The organism is Qipengyuania intermedia (genome assembly GCF_019711615.1).
GTDB classification, from domain to species: domain Bacteria; phylum Pseudomonadota; class Alphaproteobacteria; order Sphingomonadales; family Sphingomonadaceae; genus Qipengyuania; species Qipengyuania intermedia.
The window spans coordinates 779,738-795,418 of record NZ_JAIGNS010000002.1; the positions used below are offsets into that span (position 1 = coordinate 779,738).

Below are 15,681 nucleotides of genomic sequence, written 5' to 3' on the forward strand. Positions count from 1 at the left end.
TTGCCCGCCGCACGGCCTTTCGGGGCGGAGTAGCTCAGGTGGTTAGAGCAGCGGAATCATAATCCGCGTGTCGGGGGTTCGAGTCCCTCCTCCGCTACCAGAACCAATCAAGATTTGTGCTTGGCGCTCGACTGCCATAGTCTTCCGGCGGGTCCGGGGGAGATTGGTTATGAGTGCTTTCGCGCGATCCTTATTTCATGCAGCTGTTGTTACCGCTTGGGCGCTTCCTGCGATGCAGGCGCAAGCCCACCAGCCTGTAGTCGCTCAATTGGAAGCGATGCGGGTAGCAAACATGAAGCAAGCCACATCGGCCTTCCTCGACACGCTAACGGAAGAACAACGAGAAGCTGTCACCAGTGCACTGGAAGACAACGTGACCCGCACTAGCTGGTCAAACCTCCCAGTCAGTATGGCGCCAAGATCAGGCTTGGTCGTGGCAAACATGTCTTCCGAACAACGCCGCGCGCTGCATACAATGATGGTGTCAGCTCTTTCGAGCCAAGGCTATCTCAAGTCGGCGACGATCATGTGGCACGAGGATGTGCTGCGCGAAATGTTCGATGCGATGCTGGCAGAATTGCCGGATAGTGATCCGCGCAAGGCTCAGGGAATCGCCTTCGGTGACAATTATGACGCCGAGAAATTTTACGTCACGGTCTTTGGAGCGCCGGAAGACGAAAATTGGGGTTGGTTGGTGACCGGGCACCACTTCGCTGCCAATTTCACCGTTTCCGGTGATCGGATCGCGTTTACTCCGATGTTTTTGGGGGCGAATCCCCAGATTGTGCAAGAAGGCCGATACGCTGGCTGGCAGATATTGCAGCATGAAGCTGACAAGGCACTGGCCTTGCTGAGTTCGCTCGACGAAGGCCAGCTCGAGCGAACTGTTGTTTCGGTCGAAGTCGATAGCGACGTCTTTGCCGGACCGGGCAATCAGGCAAGCCACGAAACGTTCTTCGGCATCAAAGCTTCCGACCTAAACGAGGTGCAACGAAGCCTGCTGGATAGTCTGATTGACGAGTATCTCGAGGATGCGTCGGAGGAGGCAGCCAAGCGCCAGCGCGCTGCAATCAGTGCGGACGGGCCAGAGACTTTACGATTTGCATGGTGGGGTGCGACACACGCGCCCAGGGGGCGCTATATGTTTCGGGTTCAAGGACCTTCAGTGCTTATCGACTACGTCCGCGAGCCCTCACCTGGTGGAGCTTTTAACCACGTGCACTCAATTATCCGCGACCCGTCCAATGACTATGGGTCTGACTGGCTTGAGCGACATTACACGGAAGCTCATCAGGATTAGATAAGGCAAGCAGCGTGTCGGGGGTTCGAGTCCCTCCTCCGCTACCAAGGTCTTCGACATGTTTTGAAGAGATTGTGTTACTAACTGGCGCGGAGTGGCGTGCCTCGCATGCTGCAAATCTGATCTCTTGTAATTCCGTCGAAACCGTCACACTCTCGGCCGCTCTGTGCAACATGGATGTAACATGCGAGGCTGCAATGGATAGCCCGTTCGATCCCGAAGAGTTTGAGCCTAAGTTTACAGCTGCACTTGAGAGCGTTTGCGACCCTTCGACAGACATAGATTGTGTGTTTGGTGAGGGCCGAACACTCACATTATTCATGACCGTGGATGGTGTGGACTTCGAGCTAACTATAACGCCTCAGACGGATTAGACTTCGATTATTGAGACAGCAGGTTCGAATCCTGCCGGGCGCGCCAATTTACCGAGGTTGTAAGAGTTAGGCGGGGTTAGATAACACATAGCTGACGGGGAAATGCGAGTGGCCTATCGCGACAGGGGTAGAGTGAACGACGGAGTGCCAAAGACCATAGGAATTCGCAGGTGCCCGCACTGCGGAATTTCGCACCCAGTCGTTATTGAGGTATGGGCGTCTGAGGGGATGACACCCCGCTCTGATGGCCAAGAAAGTCGCGCCTGGGCAATCAACATGTGCATTAGTTGCGGATCAATGATCACCGTCGCGGGAGAATCTGGATTCAATTCGCTGAATTATATCAAGGCGATGTTCCCGCCTCTTCCAGATGTTTCGGCCGAACTTCCTGAGCGAGCCCAAACCTATTTACGCCAAGCTCATGAAACGAAAGCTTCTCCGGATGCTTGCGCTGTTATGTCGGCATCGGCGGTGGACGCCATGTTGAAAGCAAAGGGATACGAAAAGGGATCGATCTACGAACGAATAAACGCGGCGAGGGATGCTCACCTACTCACAGCAGATATGGCCGAATGGGCGCATCACGTTAGGCTCGAAGCCAATCGCCCGCGCCATGCTGACGACAGCGACCCACACATATCTTATGAGGAAGCTCAAGCGTGTTTGGACTTCGCGGAAGCGCTCGGAAATTTCCTATTCGTCATTACTGCTCGAGTAACGCGAGGACTGAATAAAGCGAAGAACAAGGAAGGTCTTAGCGTGTGAGTCTCTTTGGTCGAGCTTTTCCAGAAGAGTGTCCGCGTCCGGCTCGGCAACGGCCGGTTGTGCCAACAGAAAGGAAGACTACCTCAGAAAGAGTGACGAGATAAACGTTCTTTGCAAAAATAAGGCGTTCCGGTTTCCCAAAGTCCCTATCCCTCCTTCAAGTCTTTTGTCCATGAGTGACTTGGGTGGGGCGGAGTGCCGTATTCACTCCACACCCGCCTGAGATTATTGGCGCGATTTAGTCCGTGCAGGGGAAAGCGTCTCTAAGCGCTAGAAGCAATACTGAACCAAGCGGGTTCTCGCGCTCTTCCTCGTTCGCCTCCATGAAGGTTTTGAAAATCTGCACGTATTGTTCGTCTATGATCGCTAACTGTTTGGGTGGGCAGTAATGCTGAGGTAAACCCCTCACGTCATTCAACGTGTTTGCCCAAAATATGCCTTCTGCCATCGAACTAACCATGACCGTTGCGATTGAGCGCTCTAGTTCCTCGCCTTCGAGCAACTCTTCCACAGCGCCCGCGTAGGGAGTTGCGTTGGCGGGCTTCGCGATCAGAAGCGCTGAGCAGATCTGGACCGCGATTAGGACGGAACGCATATGTATCTCTCCAAGTCAATAATTTGTAAAAGCTATCATCCGCTAGGCAGCCGTCAGAGGCTGCGCAAGGTTGAGCGAGATGGCCCGCTAATCGCGATGCTTCGCTTCACGAAAGCTTGCGTCCAACTGGTATGAAGCGCTCAGAGTCGTGGCAGCCCCGATTGTCCTAACGGGGTATTGTTGCTGAAAGATACGAAGACTACGGTTCGGCACTATTCTATTTTCGATAAGCAGCGATCGAAGGACTGTTTCAAATAATCCAAAAGGTATGTTGAGCCCCCGCTTTTTTTGATCCTGCCTGTTCCACCGTCTTGGCAGAACACTGTGCGAGCAAACTTGTTTTCATTCCCAAACTTCGCGAAATCGTATCCATATATTTCGACGTCTACCGATACTATGCAAATCCCCACATCATCCATTGCATGCACGTTCACATAAAGAATGTAGTCCGAATTTTTCTTCAGGTTGATTCTATTGTAGCGGGCAGCACTTTTCATCGCTGCTTCGATGGCCATTTCAGAAACACCGCATTTGGTAGCATCATCATGCAGGCCCTCGACAATCAACTCGAGGTCCGGAAAGGTCTGGGCAGAAGCAGCCTGCGAAAAAATGGACGCTGAAGTAAGGGCAATAATCGACGCTAATCGCGCCGCCTTTGTCACCTTCAGCTGCATGAACTTAAAGATCATTCGCATCCAACCCCGTCATTGTCGCGATCTAAATGTGGTCCATACCCAGGCTGACCCCGGCGCACCGGTGCAGCACCAGCCGCACGAGCTGCGGTGCAGTTCGCGTAATAGACAGTTCCATCACGCCGAGACTTAGTGGTTTCACCGGCGCTCGGCCCCCGATGACAATGGCGGCCTCCATTTTTGCGGTCATTGTGGCATCCGTCAGCTGCCAACCCACCAGGGTGCGCTAGCAGCGGAGTGGCAAAAGGCCCGCTAAGAAGAGCGAGAAAGGCCCAGGCACCGACAACCAGTGGCCAGTTCCCTTTGCTCACACGCTCACCCATCTCAGTTCAGTCCCAGGAGTTTCGCTTTTTGTGCATCAAACTCTTCCTGAGTGATGATGCCTTGCGAAAGGAGGTCTGCGAATTTCGAAAGCTCGTCGGCCGCTGACATCTCATTTTGCACAACAACTGTTTGCGTAGGTTCGCTCGAACCAAACGGTGGATTCACAACTTGCAGAGGTCCCACCTCAGCACGATACATTCCAGTTACGGTGGCATCGTGCCTTTCACTTCCACGATAAAATTCAACCTCGTAAGTTGGCTCCTTTGTGGCCTTGTGAAGGCCATCATAAATATCATCGTAGCCTTTCCAGCGTTCACCTGCGACGCGATAAAGAACGTCTCCCTCGCGCAGGCCAGCCCTCGCGAATGGGCTATCAGGCTCAAGTCCAGTGATAACCATGCCTTTTTTTGGACTCTCAGTGTGTTCCATGTCCACGCCAATATAGACATGGTTCGGGAAGATAGTCCCTTCTGGAAACCGCCCACCAGCTGAACGCATGAGGTCCATTGCGTTGTTGTGGAATCCTTTGACGTTGGTTTCCATTTCCCGGTTCTGCCCAAACGCTGTTTGCAGGCCCATCCAGCCATTCGCTTGCACTCGTGTTTCATTCGAGAGTTGCACGATCGAGAAGCGGTAATAAAGGCGAGGGGGCGTCGAATAATTGTTGCCCATTGCGAGGTTGGCTAACAGCGACTGTCCAAACGTCGCGGGAGCCTCGCATAGAACATGCTGCGGAGACTGCTCTTTTATTGCCCAATTATTATTCATGCACGAGCCGGCAAGGAGGTCTGCAGTCTCGATCGCCGGAACGTCGAACATCATTTCGGCCCGTCCATTTGGCGTGACCGCGAAAGGCTCGTCAGCAAAAGCAGGTGTTGCGGTGCACGCGATTGATACGCTCGCGACTGCGATGAGATACTTGTTCATTATTCCCCCTATACTGCATGAATGCAGAATTTTCGCTATAAGAGAGGTTTAGTAACGTTGTCTAGATAACCAGTTGATTATGATCACTAAAATTTAGCTAATGTTGATCAGCATCGATGACTTCCCCAATACCGATCCCATCTCGCCGCCCAACCGCCTGACACCATCGCGCAGTTAATGTCACCGCCGACCGGGGAGACGCACCATGCAGCTGTTCGACTTCCACCAGCAGAGCCGTCTGAGACGCACGTCATCGCAGGACCGCGAACCTCTATATGCCCGTGTCGCCCCACTCCGGTGGGTTTCCCGACCAGCCGCACAAGCGCGTCTCGCGCTTCTTGGGCGTCTTTATCGGGGCAGGGGTGTCCTGGGCTGCATGAGCCGTCTAATTCCCGCGCAGCGATCCCTGAGAGACGCACACGAGGTCCCTCCTCGCACCAGATAGGTCCATCACCATCCCACACCGCGGTCGGCGTGCAAGTGAAGGTCTCACCAGCAGGCACTATGGCCGCGGCAAAAATAAGTAGCTCAATCAATGACTCCTCCTGACGAAGCTAATAGTCTAGAGGGTAACGACTGAAAATGAAGACTTTACTTGGTTTGGCCTGAACGCGCCGAGACGTGAGCGGGCCCAATGCTGACCCAACTAACTACCGGAACCAGGGCCCAACCTCACTCGAGTGCTTCCGCACTGAGAACACCTCAGTCTTTTTTCGACTGCTGCGACCTGCTTTGACCATCCACGCCGCTGGCAGTGCATTGCGATCTCCAAAGGGTTGAGGATCGCTACTCGCCGACATTGAAGGCAGTCCACCCGAAGTGAGTATCCATGCCTGTTGTAGTCAGCGATGTTGTCTAAACGCTTCGAGCTCATGGCTTGCGACGGATTGACCAGACGAGCGCAGCGCATGCAGTTATGATGCATGCTATTGCAGCGAGCATTGGCGGACTTAGAACAATCATCAAACCCTCCGACTCGATGACGGTTTGTTCCACATATGTTCCAAGTAGGAAAACGAAAAAGTGTCGGTATGCAGATATGGCAGCACGGGAGATGGCAATGACCATCACACGCGAGCAAGAGATCTGGGCCATGGCGCTTTGGGTCGACCGGGAGCACGGTGAAGACGCGGAACAGTTCATCGCCGGGAGGGTGCTACATTTTGAAAGCGTCGATGATCCAGGAGGCCAAAATCTCTGGATGCAGGTGGCGCGACGTTATGTCGAGCTGCGGGATGCGTTAACTGCTGAGCCGAACTAGGTCTGATCTAACGGCTATTATTGCGCCTTCGGTTGACCTGCGGAGTGACATTGCCTTGAACTAGAACACCAGTTTAAGGCAAACTTTCGGCAACATGGAACCGAGCGCCGCTAGTCCCGAATTATTGCTCTTCGAATTTCCGGATGATCCGGCGCACCTGGGTCGGACTCCACGCGCCGCCGCGAGGTGCAGCGAGGCCCATCTGATTGAGCCGCTCTGCAATGCCGGTAAGACTGGTCACGCCTCGCGTGCGAACCAACTCGATAGTCGTGAACGTTGTGCGGTCGCGCCATCTCGCTCTTGCCTGTCGAGCTGAGGCGCTTCGGGCCGGCCCCTTCTTGAGGACCTCAGGATTTCCACGAGATCCACCGAGCATTGCACCATCGCTTTTGGCTTTGGCTAGTGCTTCAGTCACCTTGTCGCTCATGGCATAGCGCCAAGACCTGTCTCGGTTGTAGAGGCGCCAATAGTAGTCCCGGCTAAAGTCAGGGACATCTGCTGCTGCAACTCCGACGCCTTCCTCGTGCAGCCGGCCAAGCCATTTCAAGAGGCCGCGCATTTGGTTCATTTTTCCGAAGATCAATCTCGCATTCTCTCTTTTGCAGAATGCGATCGCATCCTCCAAGGCTGGTCGCTTGCCGGAAATCAAAGGCTCCACCTCCTTGAACTCCTTGATCACTCTTGCCGGAGCGAGCTCCAATAATTGGTCAATCGCCTCGCTCTGTGCCGATCGCTTAAGCCTAGAGTGGGGCAGCTCAGAAGTGCGTAGGTAGGCGACATATTTTCCTTTGAGGGCGGCCATAGGTGCGAAGCCTGCAGCAAGGGTTGCCATAAATGTAAACACTCTGCGGAAAGCAGATTGGCGATTGCCCCGATAAGTCCACGAAAAAGTGACTAAATTTATTGCCGCGAGGAAGGGGCTCTCAGGACAAAGCGGAAACAAAATTGGCCACGCGACCGCGTCAGGAATGTGCGTAAATAGTTTCGCTACTCACTGAGCGACCCGCGCGGTGTGAAATCGAAACAACGGAGATTCCTTATGAGTAGCAACCTGAAGAGCGACCCAACCTATTTTCAAATTCTGGATGGAATAGACGCTGCCTTTGGCCTCAGCGGAAATTGCACTGAGAGCTTTGAACAGTGGCTTGGCCACATGGCATGTTGTGACATCCTAGACGACGGTGATCGTGTGATCGAGCTCTCAGCTGAAGCTGTAGCGAATGTGATCGACGCCCGTGTTGGCGTTTTCACCGATCTGAATGACGAAACCCGACAAGCGATCATGGCCGCGCATCATTTCTTTCAGAATATCAAACACATTCGATCCATCGCTCGCGAATTCGGAATTCCAGAGACTTAACCCTTGGTCGGCATCGCCACCAAACTGTGAAGGCCTGAAGACTGGAGAGGAAATTGGCGCTGCCGCAAAGCGCGGCAGCGTCATGAGCTCTGAAAACCTGAAACCACCCAATGAATTTTTTTTATGCGTCGCCCAGGATTCGGTGATGCTAAGGGAGAGCCCATATGTCCCTTTCAAAAAGGGATCGGCGCGTGCAGCGCTTGGATCTATTGAACTATCAAGAGAAAAGCTTCCGTTGGAAGCGGGAGGATCCTGTTGGCAATGGCTTTGGCTTGCCTGAGAAGCCTGAGCTTAGCCCAGAGCAGGTAAAGACTGACGGGCTGGGGAATATCCTCTCGATTCCTCAATTCGCTGAGAAACCGTGCTTCGGAATTCCGACGGCGTGGCTCAGACACGCTCACCTCAAGCCTGTGTATGTCAATAGAACTGGGCGCAAGGAGCATAACTCACGGTGTGACCGATGCCTCGCTGCCAAAGCCTGCAAGTCAGTCGTTCTCGAGCGCATCAAAGCGGTTGCACGACGCGACAGCGATTTTGCCGAAGCTTTCAAGGCATGGAGCAAGGCTGGTGGGTTACGCAAAGGCGGGTTCGACGTGGCCTGTGAGAAGCTCAACCACCGCGGTTGGTCGGCGTTGACATATCCTCTCGAGATTGCCGAATTCGCCGATGCGAATGCCGCTTACGTCCGCAAATACTGGATCGAAAAAGAGCGAAAAGCCGCTAATATCGCTGCTGGCAAAGAGCGGCACCGTCTCAGGCAAGCATGGAAGTCGGGGGAGGATCTAGATCGCTTGCGGTCTGGTCTCGATGAAGGGACAAAGCTGCGCGCGATCGCGCTGCATGAGGCGATTATAAGAGATCAGCCGCCCAAATACCTATTGAGGTATCCGTCGCGTTCTATTGCACGGGTATGTCGTGTTTGGTGGTCGCGCGAATTCGCACGCTACACGGGGCAGGATCGTAATCCCAGCCGCATCGCAACGATCGCGGTCAAGGAGGGGCGCATCAATGAGTATGGGCACACCAGCCTCAGGCAGATGGTGAAGCGAGATCTGTTGCTGATTAAGAAACTAGAATCCAGCGCCGGATACAATGGCGGCTCTCCGATATGGCCAAAATTCAACCATCCAGCTGTCTCAATAGGTGTTACATAAGATTGCAGGGCAACCCGGCCGTGAGCTGTTACATCGGATGATAAGACCACTTTTTGAGCTGTCAGTCCAACGCCGCAGGAATCCATGGGTTTCGGGCGAAATGAGGTGTTACATCGCAGACGTGTAATAGATTCCTACTGAATCTATGAGAGGTGGGAGGCATGACTCCCCCCTACACACCCTATAGATGAGAAAGATTAGTTGTGCCGTCGCCAGCAAGCTGGCGCCGACACGAGCCACTCCGCAGCTGCTTCGCAGCTGGGAGATGGCTTCTCATTTCTGAGAAAGAGAACGCTTCGGAGTGTGGCGTAGCCTGTTGCAAGGGCAACGCGTCAATAGACCCCGGCGATTGGCACGTTCCGGGTGGAGGAAGTGCAAATCCCCTAGGACTTGTCCATTTCTACGGGTTTCGGCCCCCAGGAGGGACTGTCGATGCGTTGCAAGGTTTCGGAGCGCGAGAAGTCTTTCGTCAAGCTCAGGCAGCGCATCGACTGGGTAGGACACTACTTGAAGTCGAAGCGTCCCCACGTCCCGAGGGGGCAGTTAACGAAGCCTTCGAGGTCTTCCGCGATCAGCTGCTCGAGGCTCGCATATGACGGCAGGGTCGTGGGATCGATCCACGATAGCGTGAAGTTCACTGGAGGGAGGAAACCAAGCCCTCCGGCAAGAGCCCATTGAAACTTGGAAATGGCTCGCTCGTGATGATCAGTGAGCATTATGATTGGTTCGAACTCAATATCGCTGACTTGGTAGACGTTCATGGTGACACCTTTGTTTTTGTCGGTTTGAGCACCATGTCAGCGACTGAGAAGGGTGTCGGGTGGGCAATGAGCGTTGGTGATGGGCAATGAGCGCGAAGCCAACCCTACTTCGGCTTCGACAAAACGTTGACGCGTCTATGTAGACGTATCCACATTGCGTGAATGGCTAGCACAAAAAAGCGCGACAATACGTATTGGGCGGCGCGGCTCAAGAAGGACGGTCACGACGAAATCCTGGATCGATATGAAACTGGTGAGTTCAACATGTATCGCGCACGGCAGCTCGCTGGGTATCTAGCTGAGAAGCCCTCGAGTATCGCCGACAGGCTCAGCCACCATTGGCAGCGCGCAGACGTTCTACAGCGTGAGAAATTCTTGATCGACAACATGGCGTCGGTGCTTCGCAGCACGAAGGATGTCCAGGCGCGAGGGCAGCGATTGAAGGCGAAAAAACCCAGCGAATAGGCGAAAGTCCTGCCCGACAAATCACTCCGTATCTCATATAATGATGTCACTAACTCATTGTTATAGGAGATAATTTTGAACACCCCCCACAAAGACGTGACGATTAGCGACGCTGCGAAGATCTGGATGCGGCGTTGCGAGCTGGAGCAGCTCGAGAGAGCCACGCTCCATTCATACCGTGGGCATGTAAAGAACCACATTGAGCCGAAGATAGGGCATCTGCTGCTCAACGAGCTGAGTGCGCCAGACGTTCGCGAATTCCTAGATGCTATGCTGCAGGATAGCACTCGTGCTATGGCGAAGAAGTGCCTCACCACGCTACGCTCGATCATTAGCGCTGCACAAGAACGAGGTCTCGTGCAGCACAATGTCGCTCGGGAAGTGAAGCTACGGCGAGCCGATCGTCACTCACCTGATCGCGTCTTCCCCACCAAGACCGAAATCAAAGCCCTGCTAACAAGTGCGCCGGATCGCCACAGGCCGCTTATCATGACGGCCCTGCTTACCGGTATGCGGATGTCAGAGCTTCGTGGCCTCAAATGGGGAGCAATCGACTTCGATCGGAATATCATCACCGTCCGAGAGCGAGCCGACCGCTACTGCGAGATGGGCTCGTGCAAGAGCAAAACCAGCCGCCGAGAGATCCCATTCGGTCCAGAGCTCAAAAAGGTGCTCGAAGCATGGCGTCCGGCTTGCCCCGCCGGCGCTCTCGACCTGGTGTTCCCGAATGGAGCCGGGAACGTCGAAACGCACTCGAACATCTTCAATCGGGTCTTCAAGCCGCTGATGCTCAAGTGCGGCATCGTCGATGGGAAGGGCACTCCGAGATTCTCACCTCATGCGATGCGCCATGCTGCTGCATCGCTTTTCATCGAGCAGGGATGGCCGCCGAAGAAGATTCAGACGATGCTGGGGCACTCGTCGATCACCATGACCTATGACGTCTATGGCCACCTGTTTCATGATCCCGCGAAGGACGTGCACCTCATGGGTGAGATGGAGCGTGGGCTGTTGGTAGCATGACAATCGATCCCTAGCGCGTTAACTCAACAAGATGGACGGGATCATGCTGTCGGACAATCTAGCAATTAACAGCCTGCTCTGGATCCGTTCACTCGGGGCACATGAGCTTAATCCTTCCCGCCGTATGGTCGAGGACTTGCAAACGCTTGCCGCAGCCGATGGATTTACGTTCGAGGAACATGTCGTGGAATGCCCTGAGGATCTGCTCGCATTGCTCGGCATTATTGCCCGCCGTGCTGACGAAGGTCTGCGTCCGATCCTGCACTTCGACTGCCATGGCTCGCGCTCTGACGGACTGTTGCTTGAACCGAGCGGGGAATATCTCGACTGGCCTAGGTTGGCCGATGGTTTGCGTGCTGTGAATGTTGCGACTGCGAACAACCTTTGCTGCGTGTTTGGCGTCTGTTTCGGCTTGCATATGTCATTCGAGCTTCGCCTATCCAAACCATCACCCTACTATCTCACAATCGCGCCAGAGCAGGAGATTTTAGTCGGGCAACTCGAGCAGTCCACTCTGCCGTTCTATCGCGAGGTTTTCTCAAGTGGCAATATTACCAGCGCCTATTCAAAGGTCCTACGTCCCGATCTGAAACTGTTCCATTGCAAAGAAGTCTTCGCCCGTGCTCTTGCTACCTACATAGCCAATAATTGTGTCGGACGAGCGGCAAAACGACGGCAGGAGCGGATGGTAACGGAAATTCTACAACAAGACGGCATCGTCTCGCCCAGTTCCGAGCAGCTCCGCGAGGCTCGTGCCAAAATTAAGGCGGCGCTTGCGCCTTCGCAGACAATCATCGACCAATTCGCGCCCACTTTCCTGATCGGGCGGGAGCCGGGCTTTGGCTATCCAGAGCTCAGGAAGCTTGCCGATGGGTATATAAGACTGAAGCAGGCGAGGGCGAATATCTAACCCACGCCCAATGCAATATTGGATCCTTCAAGTGTCACTGGATACGGTTTATCATCGGTGGCCTCACGCACTCGAAAGATTGGCCCCGCCAGGGATGCGCGCTGACTGGTCGGGACCCTCTCGATAATGAGCGTTAGCTGATCGAGCATGCCATTCCCAATGGTGGTGCCAGGCTTCACGGCATATTCGCTGTCTGCCCTTTCTTCGACAGCGGATCTGAATGCGGCACCTTCAAGGTCGGGAGAACTTCTCACGACGTCGATGCAGGCAGCAATGAGCCCGATTCCGACCGACCGGAAGTTGTTCTGCCTAGCCAAGAATGGAATCACGGATTCCTCAAGGTTTCGGTCATTATGAAGCGAGAGCAGCGTCAACAGCTCGCGAATATCGCCTTGCCATACTCCAGCGTCTAAGAAGTCTCCTTCCTTTGAAAAGGATGCCCATAATTGCTCGCCAAGCGCATCTTTGCCTCGTCTAAATCGTGGGTTTGCCACAAGCTGGGTCTTCAATTCGTCCCATTTAAGCAAAGGTATATGGAACGTGCTGATCGGATTTGTTCCCATCCAATGGTCGCTCGGAAGGAAGAGGCCGACTTCGGTTTCACCGCCCACGTAGTGATCCCAAAACCCAACGTATACCATGCACTCTAGGTCTGGCTGGAATGGCGCATCGACTGCGGCGATCCCTAGCCCACTAATATCCTGCAAAGCCGATACTGTTCTGCGCACGACTTCAAGGGCTTCGCCCAAGCGGAGTTCCTTGTCGGGGTCATGTTTCGAGGTATTATAGAGGCCGCGAAGCGCATCTAGGTTCGCAATCGTGGCTGCCTGAGCGCCGACTGCGGCGAGCTTTCTGATGAGCTCAGCCATAGAGCTCCGGCGGCTTGCGCTTGGAAAGACCGCGGCCTTAAGGAAATACTCTATCCGAGACGCGAATGGCTCAAGCAGCGCTGCCACATCGGAGCGTGAAAAGGATCCAAAGCTTAGTCTTTCAAGGTCCGACGCAACGCGTTCTGCGTCCTCTGTCATAATGTCGCCGCGAGATTTCACTGCTTTCTAGTCCCAAATTCCCATTCCGAATCCACGCCGCTGGGTGGCGGAATTCGGTAATGAATGTAAAGCCTTATGCAAAGGCATCTGTTGAAGGAGTGACGCGGTGAGCGATGAAGAAAATTCTGGTGAACCTGATGCGGAGACGGACGATCCCTTTAGATCTCAGCTTTTGGCGGGGGCAAGGAAGGCGTTCGATAACGCAGAGCAGCTCTATCGCGAGGCTCGTATCTTGGGAGATGCTGGGGCGACAGCGAGAGCCCTCTGTCTCCATCAAATCTCGCTCGAAGAATGTTCCAAGGTCGATAGCCTCGGCGCATGGATGACGGGCTTAGTGTTAGGACATCAGGTTGATCAAAAGAAGGTCTTTGCTGCCCTGTCGCGCCACTCATCCAAGAACAAAACAAACGCTTATATGCTTGAGGTTTCGGCAGAAGAGGCAGGCGCAATCGACGCGGGCAATCACGAAGAAGCCGTCGCAATTTTCAAAAAGGCGCAGGAGCACTTTCATAGGGAATCCAACGATGCGAAGAATGCGTCTCTTTACGTGGACTGGGAAGGTGGCGAATTCGTTTCGCCGGCCGAGCGTATCTCAGAAGAGATGCTTGGCGAAACACGCGAGCGGAACGAGAAGTTTCTCGGATACGCAGACGTCAACCTTGGTGCGATGGGGCGCCTTTTCGACAACTCGGAACTCCTTCGCGAGCCGATGCTCAAGTTCATAGAGCAAGCTGAGAAGCTGCGAGAGGAGAACTCCGGCGATCTCTCGCAGAAACTCGGCGATTTGCTCACCGAGTTTCTAGAGGAAGGGAAACGACGGATCGGTTCCTAGACTTCATTCTTCATCAACGTAGACGCGTCTACACGTCGTTTCCGTTGGAATCATAATCCGCGTGTCGGGGGTTCGAGTCCCTCCTCCGCTACCATAGTCGAACCTGCATGGGTTCGCTTGCTTCCGCATCATTCCAATAACCAAAGTCGTCTCAACGGGTTGCGTGTGATTCGCATCCGTTTGTTTCCGCATGGGCCGGCATGGGCCCGATTTGGGGTGAGGGTACTTTCGTGGGGAAGGAAAAGGAGTGATACGCCCGAAGTCGCTCACTGAGGTGAAGACCAGAAGGCGATTCCTGCTGGGGGAAATCCCCGCAGCCTGAAGGAGGGCCAGGGATCTCCGCTCATTGGGTGTCGATCAAGGCGACCAGCTTCTCGACTGCGTGCCAGTGACCTTCCACCGGTGCGTCTGCGGGATAGACTTCGAGCGGCATCTGGGGTGCTATCCCGCTTTCCTCGTAGACGCTGCCGTCCGGTGCTGCGAAAACCTCGTTGGAAAGTTCGAGCAGCCACCCGTTGGGAAGACGTTTCGCGAGCGGAGTAGAAAAAGACCCGCGTGTCACGCCGCCGGCATGGATCACCCGGGGGTTCTGGCGCAGCGCAAGGGTGGCGAGTTCTCCCCCGCTCACCGTCACATCGCTGGTCAGCAGGTACACCGGGCCGGAAAAGCGCGGGCCGGATGCAGGGTCGATCATGTGCGGGAACGGGGAAAGGCCCGACCCGCGGGTAACGGTCGTGAAACCGACATAGGGCTCGTCCGTGAAACGGGCAGGGATTGCCTTGGCGATCTTGTCCCAGCCGCCTCGATTGTTCGAAAGGTCGAGGATCACGCTTTCGACGTCGCGCTCGGCGAAGGCGGTCATGACCTCGTCCATGATGCGGTCGAACTCGTTCATTTCGGCTGCGGCCCAGGCTTCGGTGCCGAAGTCCTCCCGGTTCGTGAAGCCGCCCATCTGGAAGACCTGGATATAGCCGACGCGCCCGTCGATCAGGCCCCAGACGATCCGGTCGTTGCCGGTGTGCTGCGCTGTATCACCGAGCTTTTCCATGGTGGTGTCGATCAGTCCGACGAGCCATGCAGTCTCTCCGCCCTCGGCCGCCCGCATTCGTGGCAGGGTCGTGCCCTGTCCGTCTTGCACCCGGCGACGTTCTCCCCCGACATTGCCGATCAGCTTGGTGTGACTGTCCGACAGGGACTGCATGTAGCTCGCAAGAGCATCCCATAATTCCGTCTCGCTCATGTCGGGCTCGATCGCCGCGCGGACGCGCGCGGCGCGGGTCGCATGATCGGGTAGGCGACGGTCGAAAAAGGCATAATGCCGGTCGAAGGCATCGAGAAAGGCATCTGCAACCGCCGGCGGCGTGGAGATCGGATTTTCGGTGCAACCTTCGGGAAGCGCCTCAAGCTTGTCGAACACCACATTGGTATCGCCGCGCAGCAGTTGGAAGATCGCGCTGTCGCCGCCCGGCAGCGGGCGAAAGTAACGGTACGAAACGGAGTCCATCGCGCTCAACGCTTCGCCGGAAGATGCCGGGCTATAGCAGCTCGCACCGATTTCAAACTGGGTCACCCCCGCCTCGTCGATCCGCAACACTCGGCCATAACCGCGGCTTTGCCAAACACCGCGGATCGCCGGATTGGTTTCACCCTGAGCGGTTTCGATGGGCTGGATCGGTCCGGCAGAGCGCCAAGGCTGAGCCATATCGAAAGGGGTGGAGGTCGACGTACACGCCGCAAGCACGGGGAGCAGGAAAACTGCGAGGGGCTTGATCGAACAGGTCATGCCGGGCGGGCTGCATCTTGCGCCGCGCAAAGACAAGGCTGCCACCCCGAACCGTAAACGAAACTCGACCGATGTCGGGAACGGGGTAGGAAGCCGGCGGTCCGCT

At 55.1% G+C, this 15,681-nt stretch carries 17 protein-coding genes and 1 tRNA gene; 9 read left to right on the forward strand and 9 right to left on the reverse strand.

Features of this window, described 5'->3' with window-relative positions:
- Window positions 1-23 precede the first annotated feature (23 nt).
- The 3 genes from K3179_RS10135 to K3179_RS10145 all read left to right on the forward strand — a co-directional run bounded on the left by K3179_RS10135 (window position 24) and on the right by K3179_RS10145 (window position 2,439).
- A tRNA-Met gene (locus K3179_RS10135) sits at window positions 24-100 on the forward strand.
- Between the two features lie 69 nt (window positions 101-169).
- Window positions 170-1,300: a DUF3500 domain-containing protein gene (locus tag K3179_RS10140; RefSeq protein ID WP_221564623.1), complete on the forward strand. Its 1,131-nt coding sequence runs from the start codon at window positions 170-172 to the stop codon at window positions 1,298-1,300.
- Window positions 1,301-1,971: 671 nt separating this feature from the next.
- Window positions 1,972-2,439, forward strand: a complete 468-nt coding sequence (locus K3179_RS10145) for a DUF4145 domain-containing protein (protein WP_221564625.1) — start codon at window positions 1,972-1,974, stop codon at window positions 2,437-2,439.
- Window positions 2,440-2,677: 238 nt separating this feature from the next.
- Here K3179_RS10145 and K3179_RS10150 read toward each other — a convergent pair whose 3' ends face one another.
- From K3179_RS10150 to K3179_RS10165, 4 genes are all read right to left on the reverse strand, one after another.
- Window positions 2,678-3,034 carry a Rap1a/Tai family immunity protein gene (locus tag K3179_RS10150; RefSeq protein WP_221564627.1) on the reverse strand — a complete coding sequence of 119 codons (357 nt, stop codon included), beginning with the start codon at window positions 3,032-3,034 and terminating at the stop codon, window positions 2,678-2,680.
- A gap of 212 nt (window positions 3,035-3,246) precedes the next feature.
- Window positions 3,247-3,723 (reverse strand): hypothetical protein, encoded by a 477-nt coding sequence (locus K3179_RS10155; protein WP_221564629.1) that lies wholly within the window; start codon window positions 3,721-3,723, stop codon window positions 3,247-3,249.
- Window positions 3,720-4,049 (reverse strand): excalibur calcium-binding domain-containing protein, encoded by a 330-nt coding sequence (locus K3179_RS10160; protein ID WP_221564631.1) that lies wholly within the window; start codon window positions 4,047-4,049, stop codon window positions 3,720-3,722. Before K3179_RS10160 ends, K3179_RS10155 begins: the two co-directional genes overlap by 4 nt.
- A 1-nt stretch (window position 4,050) precedes the next feature.
- Window positions 4,051-4,977: a PDZ domain-containing protein gene (locus K3179_RS10165; protein ID WP_221564634.1), complete on the reverse strand. Its 927-nt coding sequence runs from the start codon at window positions 4,975-4,977 to the stop codon at window positions 4,051-4,053.
- A 1,060-nt stretch (window positions 4,978-6,037) separates the two neighbouring features.
- Between K3179_RS10165 and K3179_RS10170 the strand changes: the two genes are divergently transcribed.
- Complete coding sequence (locus tag K3179_RS10170) at window positions 6,038-6,238, forward strand: DUF6961 family protein (protein WP_221564636.1); 201 nt, start codon at window positions 6,038-6,040, stop codon at window positions 6,236-6,238.
- Between the two features lie 121 nt (window positions 6,239-6,359).
- Here K3179_RS10170 and K3179_RS10175 read toward each other — a convergent pair whose 3' ends face one another.
- Window positions 6,360-7,040 carry a recombinase family protein gene (locus K3179_RS10175; protein WP_221564638.1) on the reverse strand — a complete coding sequence of 227 codons (681 nt, stop codon included), beginning with the start codon at window positions 7,038-7,040 and terminating at the stop codon, window positions 6,360-6,362.
- Between the two features lie 399 nt (window positions 7,041-7,439).
- Window positions 7,440-7,682: a hypothetical protein gene (locus K3179_RS10180; protein ID WP_221564640.1), complete on the reverse strand. Its 243-nt coding sequence runs from the start codon at window positions 7,680-7,682 to the stop codon at window positions 7,440-7,442.
- Window positions 7,683-7,762: 80 nt separating this feature from the next.
- Between K3179_RS10180 and K3179_RS10185 the strand changes: the two genes are divergently transcribed.
- Entirely contained in the window at window positions 7,763-8,752 is a 990-nt protein-coding gene (locus K3179_RS10185; protein ID WP_221564642.1) for a hypothetical protein, read from the forward strand.
- Between the two features lie 503 nt (window positions 8,753-9,255).
- Here the strand turns inward: K3179_RS10185 and K3179_RS10190 are convergent.
- Window positions 9,256-9,468, reverse strand: coding sequence for a hypothetical protein (locus K3179_RS10190; RefSeq protein ID WP_221564644.1), 213 nt, complete (start codon window positions 9,466-9,468; stop codon window positions 9,256-9,258).
- A gap of 207 nt (window positions 9,469-9,675) precedes the next feature.
- Here K3179_RS10190 and K3179_RS10195 point away from each other — a divergent pair, with 207 nt between their 5' ends.
- The 3 genes from K3179_RS10195 (at window position 9,676) to K3179_RS10205 (ending at window position 11,911) form a co-directional block, all read left to right on the forward strand.
- A complete protein-coding gene (locus K3179_RS10195; RefSeq protein WP_221564646.1) occupies window positions 9,676-9,978 on the forward strand; it encodes a hypothetical protein in 303 nt (100 codons plus the stop codon).
- 75 nt (window positions 9,979-10,053) lie between these two features.
- On the forward strand, window positions 10,054-11,001 hold the full coding sequence (locus K3179_RS10200) for a tyrosine-type recombinase/integrase (RefSeq protein ID WP_221564648.1): 948 nt from the start codon (window positions 10,054-10,056) through the stop codon (window positions 10,999-11,001).
- Window positions 11,002-11,032: 31 nt separating this feature from the next.
- Window positions 11,033-11,911, forward strand: coding sequence for a hypothetical protein (locus K3179_RS10205; RefSeq protein ID WP_221564649.1), 879 nt, complete (start codon window positions 11,033-11,035; stop codon window positions 11,909-11,911).
- On the opposite strand, the gene K3179_RS10210 is transcribed toward K3179_RS10205, so the two are convergent.
- Window positions 11,908-12,780, reverse strand: coding sequence for a hypothetical protein (locus K3179_RS10210; protein WP_221564651.1), 873 nt, complete (start codon window positions 12,778-12,780; stop codon window positions 11,908-11,910). The genes K3179_RS10205 and K3179_RS10210 overlap by 4 nt on opposite strands.
- A 286-nt stretch (window positions 12,781-13,066) precedes the next feature.
- Between K3179_RS10210 and K3179_RS10215 the strand changes: the two genes are divergently transcribed.
- The gene (locus K3179_RS10215) at window positions 13,067-13,792 is read left to right on the forward strand and encodes an AbiV family abortive infection protein (RefSeq protein WP_221564653.1); all 726 of its coding nucleotides are present in this window, start codon (window positions 13,067-13,069) and stop codon (window positions 13,790-13,792) included.
- A gap of 343 nt (window positions 13,793-14,135) precedes the next feature.
- Here the strand turns inward: K3179_RS10215 and K3179_RS10220 are convergent, their stop codons facing one another.
- On the reverse strand, window positions 14,136-15,494 hold the full coding sequence (locus K3179_RS10220) for a S41 family peptidase (RefSeq protein WP_221564655.1): 1,359 nt from the start codon (window positions 15,492-15,494) through the stop codon (window positions 14,136-14,138).
- Window positions 15,495-15,681 lie beyond the last annotated feature (187 nt).